Origin of the sequence: Streptomyces sp. NPDC020597 (assembly GCF_044335095.1) — a bacterium.
Classification (GTDB): domain Bacteria; phylum Actinomycetota; class Actinomycetes; order Streptomycetales; family Streptomycetaceae; genus Streptomyces.
In genome coordinates this window covers 110119-129485 of the sequence record NZ_JBIRUL010000014.1, presented here as the reverse complement: position 1 = coordinate 129485, position 19367 = coordinate 110119, and the positions used below count along the sequence as shown (strand labels likewise).

Here is a 19367-nt window from a genome sequence, read left to right as displayed (position 1 = left end):
AGCCTCCTGCAGTTGGCCCGTCCTGGATATTGACGCGCTGGCGCAACGGTGGCTTGATGAACCGTACGCATCTGTGGGAGCGCTCCCACAGTCGGCCGCACCGCACTCCCGCTCCCGCCCCACTTCGGGAAGGACATCCCGTGCGCAGCAGCAGACGTCACCCGTTCTTCGCCACATTCCTGGCCGCCCTGCTCGTCGCCGCCGGCCTCGGCCTGGCAGGCGCTCCGCCCGCCGCCGCAGCGACCCCGGTACGGATCATGCCGCTCGGCGACTCCATCACCGGCTCCCCGGGCTGCTGGCGCTCCCTGCTCTGGAACCAGCTGCAGAACGCCGGATACACCGACATCGACTTCGTCGGCACACTGAACGCCCAGAGCTGCGGTCTCACACACGACGCCGACAACGAAGGCCACGGCGGCTTCCAGGCCACCGCCACCGCCGACCAGAACCTCCTGCCGGGATGGCTGGCGGCGACCCGACCGGACATCGTTGTCATGCATTTCGGCACCAACGACGTCTGGAGCAGCATCGCACCGGACACCGTGCTCGCCGCGTTCACCAAACTGGTCGGCCAGATGCGGGCCGCCAACCCGTCGATGAAGGTGCTGGTGGCCCAGATCATCCCGATCGATCCGAGCAACTGCACCGGGTGCGCCGCCCGCACCGTTGCGTTCAACCAGCGCATTCCGGCCTGGGCCCGAGGAATCAGCACCGCGCAGTCGCCGGTCACCGTCGTCGACCAGTGGACGGGTTTCGACAGCGCCACCGACACCTACGACGGCGTCCACCCCAACGCCTCCGGCGACGCCAAGATGGCGGCCCGCTGGTACCCGGCCCTGTCGGCGCTGCTCACCCCGGGCGGCCCCGGAGACCCCGGAGATCCCGGGGACCCCGGAAGCCGAGGCTGCTCCGCCGGCTTCCGCGCGGTGTCGGTGTGGCAGGGCGGCTACCAGGGCGAGATCACGGTCACCAACACCTCGTCCACGGCGGCGATCTCCTCCTGGGCGGTGGACCTGGCGCTCCCGGCGGGCAGTCGGATCACCCAGGTCTGGAACGGCGCGCTGACCGGGACGACCGTACGCAACGCCGGGTGGAACGGCACGGTGACGGCGGGGGCCGGCACGACGTTCGGCTTCCTCGCGAGTACGCCGACAGCGGCGGACACGCCGTCGGTGACGGCCACGTGCTCGGCGTCCTGAATCCCGTGCGACGAGACGGTCGAGACGCCTGCGACCCTCGGCATGCGGCGCCGGTGAGTCGTGGGGCCGGTTGATCGAAGGCGGCGCCGGCACACGCAGGGCTGACGGTCCGAGCCCTGACACGGGTGGGTCGGCGCCGCATCGCCCGCGAGTCGTCAGTAGCCGGTGCCGCGCTTGATCTGGTCGCGCTCGGTCCCGTGGGTCGCGCCCTTCTTGTCCAGGGTGCGGCACGCGTCGGCGATGTCCTGGCTCAGGCGATCGACCTGCTCGCGGCTGAGCGTCTCCTTGACCAGGGCGCGCAGGATCTTCACCCGCTGCGCGTCGGGCGGGAGCGTGTACGCCGGCACCATCCATCCGCGCTCGGCCGCGAGCTGCCAGGCGATGTCGGACTCGTCGTAGGAGTGGTGGCCCGAGAGCCGGAAAGCCACCAGGGGCAGTTGCTCCAGATCGCTCCCGATCACCTCGAAGCGACCGCTGTCGCGCAGGTTGTCCGCCAGCGCCCGGGCGTTGTCCTGCATCATCTTCATGACGTACGTGTAGCCCTGACGGCCCAGTCGCACGAAGTTGTAGTACTGCGCGAGCACCATCGAGGCGCCCGTGGAGAAGTTCAGCGTGAACGTCGCGTCGGTCTTGCCCAGGTAGTTCTCGTAGAAGACCAGGTCCTCGGCGAGGTCGGACTCCTCGCGGAAGACGAGCCATCCGATGCCGGGGTAGACCAGTCCGTACTTGTGGCCGGACACGTTGATCGAACGGACCTGCTCGAGCCGGAAGTCCCATTCCGAGTCGGGGTAGAGGAAGGGCCACACGAACGCACCGCTGGCGCCGTCGACGTGGATCGGGATGTCGAGGTCACGCCTGGTGCGCACGTCCCTCAGGAGTGCGTCGATACCGACGACGTCGTCCTTGTGACCGGTGAACGTGGTGCCGAGGACGGCGACGACGCCGATCGTGTTCTCGTCGATGCGGGGCTCAACGTCCTCCGGACCGATCGTGTACTTGCCCTCGGCGAGCGGCACGATCCGCGGCTCGACGTCGAAGTAGCGGCAGAACTTCTCCCACACGACGTGGACGTCGCCCCCGAAGACCAGGTTGGGCCGGTCGGTCGACAGACCGGCCGCCTGGCGGCGCTGGCGCCACTTCCACTTCAGCGACAGCGCGCCGAGCATGATCGCCTCGGAGGAGCCCTGGGTCCGGCAGCCGGTCGTCCTGCCCGGCGCGTGGAAGAGATCGGCGAGCATGCGCACGCATCGCTGCTCGATGTCCGCGGAGATGGGGTACTCCGCGTGGTCGATGAAGTTGCGGTGCAGGTTCTCGGCGATCAGCCGTTGCGCCTCCGGCTCCATCCACGTGGTGACGAACGTGGCGAGGTTGCGCTGCGGGTCGCCCTCCATGGCGAGATCCACGTCCACGAGCCGCATCGCGTCGGTCGCCGTCATGCCCTCCTCGGGGAAGGTCTCCGAGGGTGAGGGCATCGTCAGGAAACGGTTACCGAAAAGAACCGAGTCATCACTCTTGGTCATGCGCCGATTCAAACAGCGTTGAGGTCTGCCGCAGGCGAGGGACACACGGAACACCCCGCGCTCATCGCAGGGGGAGGCCCCGCCGATCAGCGAGCTCGTCCCGTGAGGGCTCCGCCGCGCTCACGCGATGACCGGCCGGGGGATCGACGACACCCGCTCAGCGATGCTCGGGGTTGTCGGCGCCCGCATGGCAGTCCGCATCCCACTGGGAACGCTGATTGCCCTGCGCGGGGATGCCCCCGGCGCGTTTGAGCAGGGCGGCCATGTGCATGAGGTTCCAGGTCATGAAGGAGGTGTTGCGGTTGGTGAAGTCGTTCTCCGGGCCGCCCGAGCCCGGGTCGAGGTACGACGGGCCGGGGCCGGCGGCGCCGATCCAGCCGGCGTCCGCCTGGGGCGGGATCGTATAGCCGAGGTGCTGGAGGCTGTAGAGGACGTTCATCGCGCAGTGTTTGACGCCGTCCTCGTTGCCGGTGATCAGACAGCCGCCGACCCGGCCGTAGTAGGCGTACTGGCCTTGGGAGTTGAGCAGCGAGGAACAGGCGTAGAGGCGCTCGACGACCTTCTTGGTCACCGAACTGTTGTCGCCCAGCCAGATCGGTCCGGCCAGGACCAGGATGTCGGCGGCCATCACCCTCTCGTAGAGCGCGGGCCACTCGTCGGAGGCGAAGCCGTGTTCCGTCATGTCGGGATAGACGCCTGTGGCGATGTCGTGATCGACGGCCCTGATCTCGTCCGTCGCCACTCCCTGCGCGTCCATGATCGCGCGGCTCCTGTCCACCAGCCCTTGTGTGTGACTGAGCTGGGGAGACGGCTTGAGGGTGCAGTTGACGTAGAGCGCGGTGAGGTCGTCGAACCGGTGGGGAGAGGGTGTGTTCATGACGGGCAGCGTCTCGCGTGTACGCGGTTTTGTCCCGGTTCGACGCGCCCACGACGCCTTACGAAGCGGTGACGCGTCCGGCGGATCCAGGGATGCCGGCACGCCCGCCTTCCTGGCGCAGCCGTGCGCGTGCACTCCCCCGACGGCGACAGCGGGCCCTCGGTCCCGGCTCGGGGGACGGCGCCTGCCCGGCCGGTCGACCAGGGCGGGCGCGCCAGGCGTCGCCGGGTGGGCGGGACTTCAGAAGCGCGCCTAGAGCCCCAGGTCGAGCGCGAGGCAGGAGAAGAACTTCCACGAACCGTCGGGGTCGTAGAGGTCGTTGCGGCCTCCCGGCGCGGTCGCCATTTCCTCGGTCATGTCCTCGAAGCGGATTCGCTCAGGAAGGCTGCCGTAGCGCACGTGACGTGCGTCGGCGTCGGCGTCGGCGTCCGTCGCGAGTCTCTCGTTCATGGCCGGTCCCCATTTCTCCATCCGGGGTCGCTTCACCCCGGCGTTTCGCTGGGCCTTCAGCGTGCGTCAACACTCGTCACCTGTCAAGACGGTGACGGGAGGCGACCGACACCTGGGCAGACCCGCCCCCATCAGGGACCGCACCCAGGGAAGGGATCACCCATTCCACCTAATCAACAGCACTTCCTGTTGTCGGAGTTCTACGACCAAGGCCTCCAGGACCGCGACGCGACTCCCCGGCAGTCAGTTGGCCCGAAATTGCCGTCACCGGTTTGACTGGTGACGATGGCCATGCGAGTGTCATCGCATCCAGGGCCGCGGGAACGCACACCGCCCGAGCCGTCGAGCCGTCGACGTCCGCCGCGGACCCGCGACCGGTCCCAGGTGAATCGGCGCCGCGCGCGTCGGACCCGGTGCATCGGTCCTCGGCCATCTGCAGCGACGCGACGAAGGAGTACAGATGTTCAACAGGCGCACATTCGGCAAAACCGTCGGACTGGGCACCGGCGCGGCAGCGGTCGCACTGTCAGGTCTGCCGACCCACGCCTCCTCCGCGACCACGCCGCCCGGGGCGCGCGGCACGACCGCTCCCACCGCGTCCGCCGTCACCCCCGGAACCCTCATCGGCTTCAGTTCCCTCAAGCACGTCAAGGCGGGCCTACTGGAGATCGCCTACGCCGAGGCCGGGCCCGCCCACGGACCCGTCGTCATCTGCCTGCACGGCTGGCCCTACGACATTCACAGCTTCGTCGACGTCGCCCCGATCCTCGCCGACCGGGGCTATCGCGTCCTCGTGCCGTACCTCCGGGGCCACGGCGGCACCCGCTTCCTCTCCCGCCACACCCCGCGCACCGCGGAGCAGTCCGCCATCGCGCTGGACATCGTCGCCTTCATGGACGCACTGAAGATCGACAAGGCCGTGCTCGCGGGCTTCGACTGGGGTTCGCGGACCGCCGACATCATCGCCGCCCTGTGGCCGGAACGCGTCAAAGCCCTGCTCTCCACCGGCGGCTACCTCATCACCGACCGCAAGGCTCAGCTGGAGCCCGCCGCTCCCGCCGTCGAGCACAACTGGTGGTACCAGTGGTATTTCGCCGGCGACCGGGGCAAGAAGGCCATGGAGAACGTCACCGAGCGCATCGCGCTGTGCCGCTACGTATGGACGCTCGTCTCCCCCAACTGGGCTTTCGACGACGCCACCTACCGGCGCACCGCCGAGGCCTTCACGAACCCCGACCACGCCGCCGTCGTCCTCTTCAACTACCGCTGGCGCATCGGCCTCGTAGAGGGCGAGCGGCGCTACGACCGCTACGAGAGGCAGCTCGCCGCCCAGCCCTCCATCGGTGTCCCCACCCTCACGCTCGACGCGGCCCTGGACCCCTTCACCCCGCCGGGCGACGGCTCCGCCTACCGCCACCACTTCACCGGCCGCTACGAGCACCGCACCCTCGCGAACGTCGGACACAACGTGCCGCAGGAAGCACCCGGCGCGTTCGCGCAGGCAATCGTGGACGCCGACCACCTCTGAGCCACCGAGGCCGGCGGGACCGGTCCCACGGCGCCGGCGACGCTACCCAGGCCGCACACTTCACCGCCTTGACCGGTGACGCAGGCCACGGGATCTCGCGTCACCGGCCGGAGCGATCACGTATCAGTGAGGAGAAACCCCATGACAGTCGTACGCCTCCACCTCGTCTCCACGCTCGACCCGAAGGGCGTGCTCGACGTCCTGACCGACTTCAGCCCCTCGCGCCCCCGCATCTGGTCCACCATCGACGCCGACCACTTCGAGGTGCACGGACTCGGAGACACCTGGGCCGAGGTCACCGAGGGAACGGCCGCCGCCTGGGAGCGGGCGCGCTACGAGTGGGAACCGGACGGCGGCACCGTCATCGTCACCACTCTCGACTCCAAGCTCTTCGGACCCGGCGGCGGCTGGGTCTTCCGGACCACGGCCGGGCCGGACGGCACCCGGGTGGACGTGGAGCTGACGCGCCGGCCCAGCACGCTCAAGGGCAGGATGTCCGCAGCGCTGCTGCCGGTCGTCGCGCCGACGTCCCTGCGCAGGTCCCTCGCCGGGCCCCTGCAAGCACGATGACGCCCTGAACGTGACGGCCGTCCGCCGGGCGCGCATCGCGACGGGCGGGGTCGGCCCGGCCGGCCGTCGCGAGGCGCACGGAGACAGAGCGGCGGGCTCCGGCCGGAGGCGGCCGGACACCGAGCGAGGCACCGAGCGGGGGCGGGCCCTTGCCCACCGGACAGTCACCCGTCAGAATGGTGACGTGAATCTTGACCACGTCTTCGTGTGCGGACACCCTGTCCTCGACTTCGCGGCCACCCTGAGGGCCCGGCGCTCGACCCGTTTCGAGATGTTCGCGACGCCGGAGCGGCTCAACGCCTGGTACCTGGAATCAGGGCTTGTCGACGTGATCCCCCCTGCGGACGAGGACGACGTCCGCGAGGCGATCGTCCTGCGCGAGGCCGTGTACCGGCTGATCACCAACCGTCGCCTCCGCGAGGACTTCGACCGGGGAGCACTGGCCGTGGTCAACGCCGAGGCACGCAAGACGCCCGCGACACCCCAACTCACCCTGGCGGGGCGGCACACCGACGCCACCCCCGGGCAGGCACTCGCGACCGTGGCCCGGCTGGCCGTGGAACTGCTCAGCGGCCCCGACGTCCCGCTGATGAAGGAATGCGGCAACCCCGAGTGCACGCGCGTCTACATCGATCGCTCGCGCGGCATGCGCCGGCAGTGGTGCGGCATGGATTCCTGCGGCAACAAGATCAAGGCGGCCGCCTATCGTGCGCGCAGGAAGACCACGCCCGCGGCGCCCGCGCACTGACTCCGACTGATTCCGCGACCGGGCGCCTTCCCCCACGACCGGGGAGGCTGCTTTCCCGGGCTCGCCACCTGCGGACTGCCGGATGCGGACTGCCGCGTGCCAACCGCCACGGCCCGGACGCGGACCGGCTGAATTCCCGGAACCCGCGCCCGTCTCGTCGTGTGACCGGCGATGAATCGACCCGCGCGAAATCGGCGTGGGTTCAGTAATTCACCGGCAGGGCGATTCCACTCCCCGCGCCGCGGTCATCCGCGGAACCCGGAGCCGCGTCCGGCACATTGGTGTCGTGGGCACTGTGTGCCAGCGGAAGGTTCTTCCCAGGCAGGAGGGCGGTCGGCAGGCTCGGGGTGTCGACCACTGCGGGTCGTCTCCGTCGAGTCCCTCCGGGAGAGACCAAAATGGACATCCGGCAACTCCGAACCTTTCACCGCGTGGCCGCACTGGGGAGCTTCACCCGGGCCGCGGCCGAACTGAACTACGCGCAGTCCTCGGTGACCGCGCAGATCCAGAGTCTCGAAGTGTCCCTGGGGGGCGAGCTGTTCGAGCGGTTCGGGGGCAAGGTGAAGCTGACCCCGGCGGGGACGCGGCTGCTGCCCTATGCGGGACAGATGCTGGCCCTGGCGGACGAGGCACGTGGCGCCGCGTCCCCGGACGCGCAGCCCGAGGGCGTGCTGACCATCGGCACGATGGAGAGCATCACCTCCTACCGGATGCCGCCGGTGCTCGAGTACTTCCACCACCGCTACCCCCGGCTGCAGATCGCCCTGCGACCGAGCCTGTGCGCGGAGACGCTGCACTCGCTGCGCCAGGGGTTGTTCGACGCGGGCTTCCTGATGGAGGCCGAGACGCAGCATTCCGGGGTGCACAGCGAGGTCCTCGGCGTGGAGCCGCTCGTCGTGGTGGCGTCGCCGGGGCATCGCCTCGCCGGTGCCGCGAAGGTGGCGACCGACGATCTGCGGCAGGAGTCGGTGCTGGCCCCGGAGGCGGGGTGCGCCTACCGGGAGCTGCTGGAGGCGGAGCTCAACGACAGCACGGGCGAGCCGGTGCCGTTCCTGGAGTTCGGCAATATCGAGGCCATCAAGCGCGGTGTCGGCGCCGGCCTCGGGATCAGTCTGCTGCCGCGGATGGCGGTCGGTCAGGAGCTGTCGGCCGGGACGCTGGTGCCGCTCGCGTGGGAGCCTCCCTTCGAGCTGTTCACCCAGCTGGCCTGGCGCAAGGGGGCGCAGCTCTCCCGGGAACGCCGGGTGTTCGTGGAGCAGGTCATCGACTTCCTGAGCCGGGAGTACCAGGAGTCCTGAGGGCATCCGTGAGAAGCGGTGGAGTGCCTGGATTTCATGAGCGGTCCGCATGCTGCACATGAACATGTCGGCTTTATCGATCGACGAATCCGATAAAGGTCATCTGCTGAGCCGAATGGGATTTCTGGACTTCCTTCCCGGGCGATGTGAAGAATGTTGTGCACTCCCAGAAATGCACTCCCAGAAATACGGCAAGGAGAGTTCCTATGTCCCCACAGGTCGTACTCCCGGCTAAACGGTTCGTCGTGTCGAGCGTCTCGTCCGACGCCCATATGTGGAATCTCGTTTTCCTCCAGCTGTTGCTGGAGGAGCAGGGCGCTCAGGTCACCAATCTCGGCGCGTGCGTGCCCGACGACCTCATCATCGAGGAGTGCCGGACCTCGCGGCCGGACGCGCTCGTCATCAGCACGGTCAACGGACACGGCCACCTCGACGGCCTTCGGCTCATCCGGCGTATCCGCAGTGAGCCGGACCTGGCGGACCTGCGCGTGGTGATCGGGGGGAAGCTCGGCGTCCGGGGCGCGGAGAACATCGTCTACGCCGAGGAGTTGGCGCTCAGCGGCTTCGACGCGGTCTTCGAGGCCGACGGCGGGATCGACGCCTTCCAGGACTTCCTGGGATCGCTCGACAGTGCCGAGCGCCCCGCTCTGGAGCCGGCGAGGGCAGCCGCATGAGCGGTGTCGCGAGGATTCCCGAGCGGTACGCGCCGCAGGTCACCCCACGGGGACGCTTCTCGCGTCACGTCCGAGGGGCACACGCCCGGGGTCGGCTGGTGGTGCAGCCTCGTATGGGGTTCGCCGACCTGGCCACCATGCGTGAAGGGCTGATGGGCGTGAGAGGGGCCCACGCCACCGCCATCGGCACGATCACCCTGGACAGCTACACCCGTGTCAACGACCACGACTCCGCTCGCCAGGCACTGCGCACGGGGGCCGAGCTGAACGGGTTCCCGTTGGTCGCCCACGGGCCCGAGGCCACCCGGGAGTTACTGGGTTCGGTGTCGCGCCCGGACTTCCCGGTGCAGGTACGCCACGGCTCGGCGTTGCCGTATCCGCTGTTCCGGGCGATGGTCGAGGCCGGCGTGGACGCCACGGAGGGCGGTCCGGTGTCGTACTGCCTGCCGTACAGCCGGGCGCCGATCAGCGAGGCGGTCAAGGCCTGGGCACGGTGCTGCGAGCTGATCGCGGCGCAGCCCGATCCGATGCATCTGGAGAGCTTCGGCGGCTGCATGCTGGGGCAGTTGTGCCCGCCGAGCCTGCTGGTGGCGCTCAGTGTGCTGGAGGCGTTGTTCTTCCGGGAGCACGGTCTGAGCGACATCTCGTTGAGCTATGCGCAACAGACGCATCCGGGGCAGGACATGGAGGCGATCGCCGCGCTGCGCCGGCTGGCCGGCGAGCGGCTGGCGCGGGCCGACTGGCATGTCGTGCTCTACACCTTCATGGGGGTCTTCCCCCGCACGTCGGTGGGTTCCTACCGGATCCTCGAGGAGAGTGTGCGGCTCGCCGTGCGCACCGGCAGCGAGCGGCTGATCGTGAAGACGCCGGCGGAGGCGCACCGCATCCCCACGATCGCCGAGAACGTGGACGCGCTGGAGTTCGCCGCGTCCATCGCGAGGGACGAGGCGGAGCGCGCTCCGCACGTCGTGGCGACCGAATCGGGGATCTACGACGAGGCGCGGCTGCTGGTGGACAGCACACTGGAGATGGCGCCGACGGTCGGCGAGGCGTTGGTGCGGGCCTTCGGCCGCGGTCATCTGGACGTGCCGTACTGCCTCCACCAGGACAACGCCAACAAGTCCCGGGCCTATGTCGATCCGGCGGGCATGCTGCGGTGGGCGGAGCCGGGACGGATGCCGCTGCGGGTGTCACGCGGCGCATCGAGGCGGCCGGTCAGCGCGAGGGGCCTGCTGACGATGCTCGGGTTCAACGAGCGGCGTTTCGACCGTGAGCAGATGACGCAAGGGCATCTGCGGCAGTTGCAGTACGCGTCGCCCGCCGGGCGAAGGGACGGGTCGTGATGCCACGCGCGGGTGACGCCGCCCCGATCGGCCTGCTCTCCTCCTCCCGCCTTCGCCGTGCCCGTCGGCGGCGGATCTGCGCCTTCGCCGGTCCCGCCCGGGGTGCCCGTTCTCGTCCGAGGAGCTTCCTGTGAGCATCACTCCCACTCTCGACGCGGTGCGGCGGCACGGAGCCCTGCGCGCCGTGGTGAGCCGCGGTATCCGCGGACTGTCGCTGCGCGGCGACGACGGTCGCTGGCGCGGTCTGGACACCGACGTCGCCCGGGCCGTGGCCGCAGCCGCCGTGGGTGACGGTGAGGCGGTCGAGTGGGTGCCGTCCGATCCCGCGGACCGGTTGTCGCGGCTCGTCGGCGGCGAGGCCGAGCTGACCGTCGCCAACGTGAGCTGGACCCTGGGCCGCGAGGCGTCCCTGCCGGTGCTGTTCACCGGTGTCACCTGCTACGACGGCGAGGGCTTCCTCGTACCCGCCGACAGCGGCGTGACCAGGCCCGAGCAGCTGGCGGGGCGGCGGGTGGCCGTGCAGGCGGGCACGACCAGCGCGGCGAACCTGGCGGCCTGGTTCGGCGGACGAGGGCTGGCCGTCGAGCCGGTCGCCCATGCGACGCCGGCCGAGACGCTTGCGGCGTACGCGGCCGGTGAGTGCGCCGCCTACGTCCTGGACCGGGTGGCCCTGGCCGGGGAGCGGGCCTCGCTCGACGACCCTGGGGCGCACCGCATCCTCGACGAGGCCATCTCCCGCGAGCCGATGGCGGCCGCCGTGCGCGACGGCGATCCGGCGTGGTTCCGGCTGTGCCGATGGGTGCTGCACCTGCTCGTCTCCGCCGAGCAGCACGTCGTCGAGGTGGGCGAGCGGGACAAGGCGCTGGCGCAGGCCGCCGAGACGGCGGGCGCCCACGGGCCCGCGGTCGGCCTCGACCACGAGTGGGCGTCCCGGGTACTGGCCGCCGTCGGCACCTACGGGGAGGTGTACGACCGCAACCTCGGGCCGGCCGCCGGTCTGGCCGTGCCGCGAGGGCTCAACGAACTGTTCACGCGAGGCGGTCTGCAGTACGCCGTCCCCCTCCACTGACCCGCGTTTCCCTCCACTGACTCGCACTCCACTCCCCTGACCCGCACCCCACTCCCCTGACCCGCAACCCCCACCACCGACCCGCACCCCCTCACCCCTGGAAAGGCGTCTCATCATGAGTACTGACACCCGGCCGGCGAACACGGAGACGAAGGGAGCGATCGAGCTGACCCTCGCCATGGTGCTGTCCGGCACCCTCGGCGTCTTCGTCATCGAGTCCGGCGCGTCGCCGTTCAACGTGGTCTTCTTCCGCTGCCTGTTCGGCACGGCCACGCTCGGCCTCTACTGCCTGGCGCGCGGCTTCTTCAGGAACCACGGCTTCACTCCGAGGAAGCTGGGCCTGGCCGCGCTGGGCGGTGTCTTCATCGTCTTCAACTGGGCGTTCCTCTTCGAGTCCTACGAGGACACCTCCATCTCCGTGGCGACCGTCGTCTATCACACGCAACCGTTCTACGTGATGCTGCTGGGCGCCGTGCTCTTCCGGGACAAGCTCACGGCGGCGAAGTTCGGCTGGCTCGGGGTCGCGTTCGTCGGTCTGATCCTGGTGGCGGGGGTGTCCGCGGCCGACCTGACCGGCGGCGGGGACAGCGCATATCTGGCGGGCCTGGGATACGCGCTGCTGGCCGCCGTGTTCTACGGGGTCTCGACGGTCATCACCAAGCGGGTCACCGGGGTGCGGCCGCATCTGGTCGCGCTCGTGCAGCTGGTGCTGGGCATCTTCCTGCTGTTGCCGTTCACCCGGCTGAGCGAGATGAAGGGGCTCGGCGGCGACTGGGGCTGGCTGGTGGGCCTCGGAGTGATCCACACCTGCGTGATGTACGTCCTGATGTACTCCGCGTACCAGAAGCTGCCGACCCCGAAGATCGCCGTCCTGGCGTTCGTGTACCCGGCGGTCGCCATGCTCATGGACTGGGCGGTGTACGGGCACAGCGTGAGTCTGCTGCAGGCCCTGGGCATCCCGCTCATCGTGGCGGCGAGCCTGGGCATCAACCTCGGCTGGTCCTTCACGGGGCGGCGCGCGCCTGCCGTGCCCGCCGAGGAGCCCGCACCGGCCGCCGGCGCGGTGGCCGCGTCCAAGACCGAGATCAAGACCGGAGGAACCCGATGACCCTCGTGACCGACCCCGCGGCCCCGCGGATCGCGATCGTCGGCGCCACCGGCGCCGTGGGCAACACCCTGATCGAGCTGATCGAGCGACGGGGTCTGCGCTATCGCGACATCCGGTTGGTGGCGTCGGCGCGCTCGGCCGGCACGGAGCTGAGCGTGGATGGCGTGGCTCACCCGGTGCACGCGGTGGAGGAGTTCGACTTCACCGGTGTCGACCTGGCCTTCTTCTCCGCCGGCACCGAGGCCAGTGAGCAGTGGGTGCCCAGGGCCACCGCGGCCGGCGCCGTGGTCATCGACAACACGATCGCCTTCCGCATGGACCCGGACACCCCGCTGGTGGTCCCGCAGGTCAACGCCCATGAGCTGGACACCCGTCCGAGGTCGGGGGTGATCGCCAATCCGAACTGCTCGACGATTCCGCTGGTGCGCCTGCTGGACGGCGTCGAACGGCGTTACGGCGTACGCCAGGCCGTGGTCAGCACGTATCAGGCGGCTTCGGGGCTCGGACATCCCGGTGTCCAGGAGCTGATGGAGGCCAGCCGGGCGACACTGGAGCATCCCGAGGAGGTGTACCCCGGCAAGGAGTTCTCGCCGTCGCTCGCCTTCAACGTCATTCCCAAGATCGACCGTTTCCTGGACTCCGGCTTCACCCTGGAGGAGCAGAAGATGCTCCAGGAGTCGCGCAAGATCCTCGGCCTGCCCCATCTGGACGTGACCACCACGTGTGTGCGGGTGCCGGTCGTCAACGGCCACTCGGAGGCAGTGTGGATCGAGACGCAGGGTGTCGTGGACCGGGCCGAACTGGTGGAGTTGCTCGCCGCGCTGCCCGAGGTGACGGTGCACGACCGGCGGTCGACGCACGAGTTCCCCACCCCCGCCACGATCGACGACCCCTACCGGGTGCACGTCGGCCGGGTCCGGGTGAACCCGAACAACCCGCGCGCCTTCTGGCTGTGGCTGGTCGCCGACAACCTCACCATCGGCGCGGCGCTCAACGCCGTCCAGATCGCCGAGGAGCTCATAGCCCGGGGGACCCTGTGACGCGACCGCCGCTGGCCCCGTCCCAACGTCCGCCGGCGGTGGTGAAGTTCGGGGGATCCAGCTTCCGGACCCTCGCGGCGTACGGGCAACTCGCCGAGGCTCTGTCCCGTCGGGTCGAGGAGGAGAACACCCGTCTGGTGGTCGTGGTGAGCGGCCAGCCGGGTGAGACCGAGCAGTTCCGGGACCGTCTCAGCAAGGTGAACCCGCATCCCGAGGACGAGACCGTCGCGGGTCTGCTGACGCTTGCGGACACGGTGGGCGCGCAGCTGCTGGCGACGGCCCTGCACCGGGAGGGCCGTACCTCGACGGTGCTGGCGGGGCACCAGTTGGGGCTCACCACCGACTCCTCGTTCATGTGGGCCCGTCTGGAGCACACCGATCCGGAGCCGCTGCGCTCGGCCGTGCGCGAGCACGACGTGGTGGTGGTGCCGGGCGGCCAGGCCGCCGACAAGGAGGGCCGGCCGACCTGGCTGGGCAAGAACAGTTCGGATCTGTCGGCGGTGGCCGTCGCGGCGGCGGTGGGTTCGCCCCGCTGTGAGATCCACTCGGACGTCGACGGCATCTACAGTTCCGACCCTCATCTGATCGCCGGGTCGCGGCTGCTGGGCGAGGTCTCGTACAACACGGCGGCGCTGATGTCGTTGTACGGCGCGAAGGTGCTCCACCGGCGGGCGGTGCGTCTGGCGCAACGCAACCGCATCGAGATCGTCTGCCGCTACAACAGGCCGCCGTTCCCGGCCGGTTCGGTCATCGGCAGTGCCGGCTCCTCGGTGGCGGCCGTGGTGCTCAACCAGCGTTCGGCGGCTCTGCGTTACGAGACGGAGGAGTTGGCCGACCGCGCGTACACGGCCTTCCACGGCGCCAACATCGACGTCGTACGACTGACCTCGGGGCCGCTGGTCGCGGTCACCGGGGGGTTCGTGGACCTTCCGGAGTTCCAGCGGCGCAACGGTCTGACGCCCGGCGAGTACGCGGGGGTGCCGGTGACCGCGGTGCGCGGCAGCCAGGTGGTGACCCGGCTGGCGGCCGACGAGGAGGACGCGCTGCATCTGTCGCAGCGTCTGCACGACCACGTCAACCGTCCCGGCGCGGGCGCCGATCCGAACGCGCCGCTGCTCGAGCTGCAGGGAGTGTGAACCCCATGACCGCCACCACCGACCACGGTGTGCCCGCACCGGCCGGCCTCGCCGCGCCGACCTTCAGTGAGATCGCCCTGCCCGACGCGGTGCGGGACGCGCTCGGCGAACAGCTGCGCGGCCTGCCTGATCCGAACATGGACATCGACCGCTCGTCCACGCGGCTGCTGCAGGTCTTCGCCACGCTGCCGACCGAACTGCTGCAGCAGGTACTGGACTTCGGCCGGCACATCGACACGCCGGGAGTCAGCCTCGTCAGCAACCTTCCGGTGGACCCGGTGATGCCGGACACGCCGTCCGACGGCGGACCCAGCGCCGAGAAGCGGTCGTTCGTCGCCGAGGGGGTGCTGCTCGGGCTGAGCGGTCTGCTCGGCGAGCCGATGGGTGTGCTCACGGAGAAGGCGGGGCAGCTTGTCCACGACGTCATCCCCGTCGCGGGAGGCTCACGGACCCAGACGAACCAGGGGTCCGAGGTATTCCTCAACTTCCACAGCGACATCATGCACGACGTGATCGGCCGTTACGACGTCGCCAACCCCGACTTCCTTGTGCTGTCCTGCCTGCGCGCCGACCACGAGGGTATCGCCGGCACCTACTACGCCGACGCCCGCGACGTGTCGGCGGCGCTCCCGCCCGGGGTCCTGGAGACACTGCGCAGTCCGCTGTTCCGGCTCAACGCCCCGGGCAGCTACGTCCGGGACGTCGCCGGCGGTCTGGAGGTGCTGTCGGAGCCGGTGCCGCTGATCAGCGGTCACTCCGAGTACCCCGAGATCGCCGTCTCCGCCAACGGGGTGCGTCCGCTCACCAGCGGCGCCCGCGCCGCGATGGACACCCTGCAATCGGTGTGCGGCGAGGTCGCGCACCAGGTGCGGCTGCGTCCCGGGCAGGCCCTGCTGATCAACAACCGCAAGGGAGTGCACGCGCGGTCCACGTTCACCGCCCGCTACGACGGCAGGGACCGCTGGCTGCAGCGGACGTATGTGCGCCGCAGCCTGTGGAACGTGCGCTACCGGGTCACCGAGGACAACCGCCGGGTCCACTACTGACCGGCCGTCCCGGCCCTGGCCGCCCCGCGTCACCGCGGAGATCCGGTGGCGCGCCGGGCCTCGTGGAGCCCCGTGTCACGCCGAGCGACCCTCGGCGCGGCGCGGGGCTCTCTTCTGCCCGGCTCCGCCGTCGGCTGCCGGGACGCGTCCGGTGCCGCACACCGCCCGCCCGTCGGCCGGGGGCGGCATGGCAGCTCGGGCGGGAGCCCGCCGGGAGGCGACGCCGGATGGCCCGGACCGGTCAGGCCCCTCGTGGCCAGTCGCAGGCCCGTGCCCGCGGGGTCCGCGCGTCCGATGATCGACGTGCGGGCAGCGGCCCGCAGCGACGTGAGGGAGACCATGGGCAGGACACTGTCGCAGAAGACGTGGGACGCCCATGTCGTGCGGCGTTCCGGTGGCGGCGACGATCTGCTGTACATCGATCTGCAGCTGCTGCACGAGGTGAACACGCCCCAGGCGTTCGACCGGCTGCGCGCCGCCGGGCGCACCGTGCGCCGCCCGGACCTGACGGTGGGCACCGAGGACCACAACACGCCGACGCTGGCGCTGGACCGGGTCATCGCGGACCGTGAGGGCCGCCGGCAGGCGGAGCTGATGCGTGCCAACTGTGCCGAGTTCGGGATTCCGCTGCACCGCTTCGGGGACCGGGACCAGGGCATCGTGCATGTCATAGCGCCCGAACTCGGCCTGGTGCGGCCGGGGATGACGATCGTGTGCTGCGACTCGCACACCACCACGCTCGGCGCGTTCGGCGCGCTGGCGTTCGGCATCGGGTCGAGTCAGGTCGAACACGTGCTGGCCACCCAGACGCTGCCGATGCGGCCGCCCAAGCAGATGTCGGTGACGGTGGACGGTCTCCTCCCGGCGGGAGTGAGCGCCAAGGACCTGGTGCTCGCGCTGATCGCCGAGGTGGGCACGGCGGGCGGGCAGGGGCACGTCGTCGAGTACCGCGGCGAGGGGGTGCGGGCGCTCTCGATGGAGGCACGGATGACGTTGTGCAACATGTCGGTGGAGGCCGGGTCACGGGCCGGGATGGTCGCGCCGGACGAGACGACCTTCGCCTACCTCGCCCGCTGCCCGGGCATGCCGCACGGCCCCGACCGGGAGCGCGAGGTCGCGTACTGGAGCTCGCTCGCCGGCGACGCCGACGCCGTCTTCGACAGGTCCGTCACCGTGGACGCGCGCACCCTGAGTCCGTTCGTGTCGTGGGGCACCAATCCCGCGCAGAGCGTCCCGCTGGACGGACGGGTGCCCTCGCCCGCCGACTTCGCACCCGGCGCCCAGCGGGACGCGGCGCGACGGGCGCTGGACTACATGGGTCTCGAGCCGGGAACGGCGCTGCGCGACGTCGCGGTGGACACCGTGTTCCTCGGGTCTTGCACCAACGGCCGTATCGAGGACCTGCGGGCCGCGGCGGAGGTCCTGCGGGGCCGGAAGGTGGCCGACGGCCTGCACATGCTGATCGTGCCCGGATCGGCGCGGGTACGGGGGCAGGCCGTCGACGAGGGCCTGGACCGGGTGTTCGCGGAGGCGGGCGCCGACTTCCGGGCGGGCGCGGGCTGTTCGATGTGCGCGGCCCTCAACGAGGACCGGCTGCTGCCGGGGCAGCGTGCCGCCTCCACCAGCAACCGCAACTTCGAGGGCCGACAGGGCCGTGGCTCGCGCACCCACATCGTGTCGCCCGCGGTGGCCGCGGCCACCGCGGTCACCGGACGCCTGTCCTCCCCCGCCGACCTGTGAGACGAAGGGCCCGCCATGGAGAAGTTTACCGTGCACACCGGGACGGCCGTACCGTTGCGCCGCACCGACGTCGACACCGACCAGATCATCCCCGTCCGGTTCTGCGCGAGCACCCGCCGCACCGGGCACGCGGACGCGCTGTTCGCCGACTGGCGGGCCGAGCCCGGCTTCGTCCTGGACCGGGCCGAACGGGCGGGCGCCAGCGTTCTGGTGGCCGGTCAGGACTTCGGTACCGGATCGTCGCGCGAGTACGCGGTGTGGGCCTTGCAGGACTTCGGGTTCCGGGCCGTCGTCGCCCCTCGCTTCGGTGACATCTTCCGCGGCAACGCGCTGATGAACGGACTGCTCACGGTCGTCGTGCCGGCCCGGACGGTGGAGCGGCTGTGGGAGCTGACGGAGAGTGATCCGCGGGTCGCGGTCACCGTCGACCTGGAGCGCCGGGAGGTGCGGTGCGCCGGTCTCGTCCAGGCCTTCGACATCGACCCGGAGGTACGGCGCAGGCTGCTGGGCGGCCTGGACGCCATCGCCGACACCCTGCGGCACGAGGCGGACATCGCCCGCTACGAGGCCGGACGCCGGCCGGCGCTGCCGGTGACGCGCCCCGCGGCGACGGTGGCGCCGTGAAGCTCAACCAGTGCGCCGCGTTCGTCGCGATCGCCGACACCGGAACGTTCACCAACGCCGCGCGTGCGCTGGGCGTCAGCCAGTCCGCCGTCAGTCACGCCATCGCGGGCCTGGAGAGCGAGCTGGGGGTGACGCTGATGGTGCGGGACCGGTCCGGCGTGGAACTCACCGATGCCGGACGGCGTGCCCTGGAGCCCGCCCGGGCCGTGGTGGCGCAGGCGGACCGGGTGCGGCGGGCGGTGCACGGCACGGACGCCGAACCTGAGGGCACCCTGCGGATCGGCACCAGCCAGAGTTTCGCGGCACGGCTGCTTCCGGCGCTGATGTCGGAGCTGCACCTGCGTTATCCCCGGCTGCGGATCGAGTTGCGCGAGGGCGGCGACGCGCAGATCGCCCAGTGGCTGCGCACGCGCGGCGTCGATCTGGGCATCGTGTCGCTGCCCAAGCGGGGCCTGGCCACGGCGCCGCTGCTGCAGGACGAGATGTTCGCGGTGCTGCCGGTGCACCATCCGCTGGCTCCCCGGCCCGGGTTGCGCATCGCCGAGCTGGCCGGGGACCCGTTTCTGATGCCGGTCGGAGGGGTCGAGGCGATGGTGCGCGCCGCGTTCCGCACGGCCGGGCTCGAGCCCGAGGTGACCCATCAGGTGCGGGACGTCAACGCGCTGCTCGCGATGGTCGCCGCCGGGCTCGGCACGACGATCGTTCCCTGGCTGGCCCTCCCGCCGGCTCTGCCGGAGGTGCGGCTGGTGCCGCTGTCCCCGGCGGTGGTGCGGCATCTGGGCATCGGAACGCGTCCCGGTGCCGACGAGTCCGCGGTGGTGGGGGCCTTCGTGCACGCGGCGCGGTCCCTGGCGCTGCGCAGTGACTGGAGGAGGCTTCCCGTTGCCGGGTAGCCGGGGTGCGCGCGGGCCGCGGGGGCAGGGGTCGCCGGGGTCGCCGGGCGAATCGTCAGGTCACGAGACGGGTCGGCGCGTGCCGGACGCCGAGCACGGTGCAGCCGGTCTCGGTGCTGACCCGGTGGACGCTGCCGGGCCGCTCGATGACGAGGTCGCCGGCGCGGTAGCAGTCGCCGTTGTCGTTGAGGAGCTCACCTTCCAGGACGAGGATCATCTCGTGGCCGAGGTGTTCGTGCAGGTCGCCATGGGCGCCGGGGGACATACGGGTGATCATCGCGGCGCCCGGTTCGGCGCCGTCGGTCAGATAGAGGCGGTGCACGTCGACGCCGGCGCGACCGGGTTCGTCCCAGTGCTCCCAGGGCAGGGCGTCCAGTCCGACGGGGTCGAAGACGTCACGCAGGACGGTCACTTCTCGTTTCTGGGGCGAGGCGGCGGGGACGGCGGAACGGGTGACGACGGACATCGGGGTGCTCTCTCCTCGGGGGTGGGGGCGGGACGTGG

19 protein-coding genes are annotated in these 19367 nt (G+C 70.6%); 15 read left to right on the top strand and 4 right to left on the bottom strand.

Going from position 1 to position 19367, the window contains the following annotated elements; all coding sequences use genetic code 11:
* The first annotated feature begins 140 nt into the window (after positions 1–140).
* Complete coding sequence (locus ACH4ZA_RS24225) at positions 141–1199, top strand: GDSL-type esterase/lipase family protein (RefSeq protein WP_398431564.1); 1059 nt, start codon at positions 141–143, stop codon at positions 1197–1199.
* A gap of 155 nt (positions 1200–1354) precedes the next feature.
* On the opposite strand, the gene ACH4ZA_RS24220 is transcribed toward ACH4ZA_RS24225, so the two are convergent.
* From ACH4ZA_RS24220 to ACH4ZA_RS24210, 3 genes are all read right to left on the bottom strand, one after another.
* Positions 1355–2719 carry a glutamate decarboxylase gene (locus ACH4ZA_RS24220; protein WP_398431563.1) on the bottom strand — a complete coding sequence of 455 codons (1365 nt, stop codon included), beginning with the start codon at positions 2717–2719 and terminating at the stop codon, positions 1355–1357.
* Between the two features lie 157 nt (positions 2720–2876).
* On the bottom strand, positions 2877–3596 hold the full coding sequence (locus ACH4ZA_RS24215) for a flavodoxin family protein (RefSeq protein WP_398431562.1): 720 nt from the start codon (positions 3594–3596) through the stop codon (positions 2877–2879).
* A gap of 252 nt (positions 3597–3848) precedes the next feature.
* Entirely contained in the window at positions 3849–4046 is a 198-nt protein-coding gene (locus ACH4ZA_RS24210) for a hypothetical protein (RefSeq protein WP_398431561.1), read from the bottom strand.
* A gap of 460 nt (positions 4047–4506) precedes the next feature.
* Here ACH4ZA_RS24210 and ACH4ZA_RS24205 point away from each other — a divergent pair, with 460 nt between their 5' ends.
* The 14 genes from ACH4ZA_RS24205 to ACH4ZA_RS24140 all read left to right on the top strand — a co-directional run bounded on the left by ACH4ZA_RS24205 (position 4507) and on the right by ACH4ZA_RS24140 (position 18863).
* On the top strand, positions 4507–5574 hold the full coding sequence (locus ACH4ZA_RS24205) for an alpha/beta fold hydrolase (RefSeq protein WP_398431560.1): 1068 nt from the start codon (positions 4507–4509) through the stop codon (positions 5572–5574).
* 141 nt (positions 5575–5715) lie between these two features.
* Positions 5716–6144: a hypothetical protein gene (locus ACH4ZA_RS24200; protein ID WP_398431559.1), complete on the top strand. Its 429-nt coding sequence runs from the start codon at positions 5716–5718 to the stop codon at positions 6142–6144.
* A gap of 184 nt (positions 6145–6328) precedes the next feature.
* On the top strand, positions 6329–6892 hold the full coding sequence (locus ACH4ZA_RS24195) for a CGNR zinc finger domain-containing protein (RefSeq protein WP_398431558.1): 564 nt from the start codon (positions 6329–6331) through the stop codon (positions 6890–6892).
* A gap of 398 nt (positions 6893–7290) precedes the next feature.
* A complete protein-coding gene (locus tag ACH4ZA_RS24190) occupies positions 7291–8190 on the top strand; it encodes a LysR family transcriptional regulator (RefSeq protein WP_398431557.1) in 900 nt (299 codons plus the stop codon).
* Positions 8191–8396: 206 nt separating this feature from the next.
* Positions 8397–8864, top strand: coding sequence for a cobalamin B12-binding domain-containing protein (locus ACH4ZA_RS24185; RefSeq protein ID WP_398431556.1), 468 nt, complete (start codon positions 8397–8399; stop codon positions 8862–8864).
* Entirely contained in the window at positions 8861–10207 is a 1347-nt protein-coding gene (locus ACH4ZA_RS24180) for a methylaspartate mutase (RefSeq protein WP_398431555.1), read from the top strand. Before ACH4ZA_RS24185 ends, ACH4ZA_RS24180 begins: the two co-directional genes overlap by 4 nt.
* 130 nt (positions 10208–10337) lie before the next feature.
* Positions 10338–11276 (top strand): transporter substrate-binding domain-containing protein, encoded by a 939-nt coding sequence (locus ACH4ZA_RS24175; protein ID WP_398431554.1) that lies wholly within the window; start codon positions 10338–10340, stop codon positions 11274–11276.
* 115 nt (positions 11277–11391) lie between these two features.
* The gene (locus ACH4ZA_RS24170) at positions 11392–12384 is read left to right on the top strand and encodes a DMT family transporter (RefSeq protein ID WP_398431553.1); all 993 of its coding nucleotides are present in this window, start codon (positions 11392–11394) and stop codon (positions 12382–12384) included.
* A complete protein-coding gene (locus tag ACH4ZA_RS24165) occupies positions 12381–13424 on the top strand; it encodes an aspartate-semialdehyde dehydrogenase (protein WP_398431552.1) in 1044 nt (347 codons plus the stop codon). The genes ACH4ZA_RS24170 and ACH4ZA_RS24165 overlap by 4 nt, the downstream gene beginning before the upstream one ends.
* A complete protein-coding gene (locus ACH4ZA_RS24160) occupies positions 13421–14560 on the top strand; it encodes an aspartate kinase (RefSeq protein ID WP_398431551.1) in 1140 nt (379 codons plus the stop codon). The genes ACH4ZA_RS24165 and ACH4ZA_RS24160 overlap by 4 nt, the downstream gene beginning before the upstream one ends.
* 5 nt (positions 14561–14565) lie before the next feature.
* Positions 14566–15606, top strand: coding sequence for a TauD/TfdA family dioxygenase (locus ACH4ZA_RS24155; protein WP_398431550.1), 1041 nt, complete (start codon positions 14566–14568; stop codon positions 15604–15606).
* Between the two features lie 339 nt (positions 15607–15945).
* A complete protein-coding gene (leuC, locus tag ACH4ZA_RS24150; protein ID WP_398431549.1) occupies positions 15946–17346 on the top strand; it encodes a 3-isopropylmalate dehydratase large subunit in 1401 nt (466 codons plus the stop codon).
* A 15-nt stretch (positions 17347–17361) separates the two neighbouring features.
* Positions 17362–17970 (top strand): 3-isopropylmalate dehydratase small subunit, encoded by a 609-nt coding sequence (gene leuD, locus ACH4ZA_RS24145; RefSeq protein WP_398431548.1) that lies wholly within the window; start codon positions 17362–17364, stop codon positions 17968–17970.
* Entirely contained in the window at positions 17967–18863 is an 897-nt protein-coding gene (locus ACH4ZA_RS24140; RefSeq protein WP_398431547.1) for a LysR family transcriptional regulator, read from the top strand. The genes leuD and ACH4ZA_RS24140 overlap by 4 nt, the downstream gene beginning before the upstream one ends.
* Positions 18864–18918: 55 nt before the next feature.
* On the opposite strand, the gene ACH4ZA_RS24135 is transcribed toward ACH4ZA_RS24140, so the two are convergent.
* Entirely contained in the window at positions 18919–19329 is a 411-nt protein-coding gene (locus tag ACH4ZA_RS24135; protein ID WP_398431546.1) for a cupin domain-containing protein, read from the bottom strand.
* Between the last annotated feature and the right edge of the window lie 38 nt (positions 19330–19367).

Excerpts from the sequence above, each read along its gene's own strand:
- ACH4ZA_RS24220 (WP_398431563.1), bottom strand. The coding sequence starts at position 2,719 with ATGACCAAGAGTGATGACTCGGTTCTTTTCGGTAACCGTTTCCTGACG.
- ACH4ZA_RS24215 (WP_398431562.1), bottom strand. The coding sequence starts at position 3,596 with ATGAACACACCCTCTCCCCACCGGTTCGACGACCTCACCGCGCTCTAC.
- ACH4ZA_RS24210 (WP_398431561.1), bottom strand. The coding sequence starts at position 4,046 with ATGAACGAGAGACTCGCGACGGACGCCGACGCCGACGCCGACGCACGT.
- ACH4ZA_RS24205 (WP_398431560.1), top strand. The coding sequence starts at position 4,507 with ATGTTCAACAGGCGCACATTCGGCAAAACCGTCGGACTGGGCACCGGC.
- ACH4ZA_RS24200 (WP_398431559.1), top strand. The coding sequence starts at position 5,716 with ATGACAGTCGTACGCCTCCACCTCGTCTCCACGCTCGACCCGAAGGGC.
- ACH4ZA_RS24190 (WP_398431557.1), top strand. The coding sequence starts at position 7,291 with ATGGACATCCGGCAACTCCGAACCTTTCACCGCGTGGCCGCACTGGGG.
- ACH4ZA_RS24185 (WP_398431556.1), top strand. The coding sequence starts at position 8,397 with ATGTCCCCACAGGTCGTACTCCCGGCTAAACGGTTCGTCGTGTCGAGC.
- ACH4ZA_RS24180 (WP_398431555.1), top strand. The coding sequence starts at position 8,861 with ATGAGCGGTGTCGCGAGGATTCCCGAGCGGTACGCGCCGCAGGTCACC.
- ACH4ZA_RS24170 (WP_398431553.1), top strand. The coding sequence starts at position 11,392 with ATGAGTACTGACACCCGGCCGGCGAACACGGAGACGAAGGGAGCGATC.
- ACH4ZA_RS24165 (WP_398431552.1), top strand. The coding sequence starts at position 12,381 with ATGACCCTCGTGACCGACCCCGCGGCCCCGCGGATCGCGATCGTCGGC.
- ACH4ZA_RS24155 (WP_398431550.1), top strand. The coding sequence starts at position 14,566 with ATGACCGCCACCACCGACCACGGTGTGCCCGCACCGGCCGGCCTCGCC.
- leuC (WP_398431549.1), top strand. The coding sequence starts at position 15,946 with ATGGGCAGGACACTGTCGCAGAAGACGTGGGACGCCCATGTCGTGCGG.
- leuD (WP_398431548.1), top strand. The coding sequence starts at position 17,362 with ATGGAGAAGTTTACCGTGCACACCGGGACGGCCGTACCGTTGCGCCGC.
- ACH4ZA_RS24135 (WP_398431546.1), bottom strand. The coding sequence starts at position 19,329 with ATGTCCGTCGTCACCCGTTCCGCCGTCCCCGCCGCCTCGCCCCAGAAA.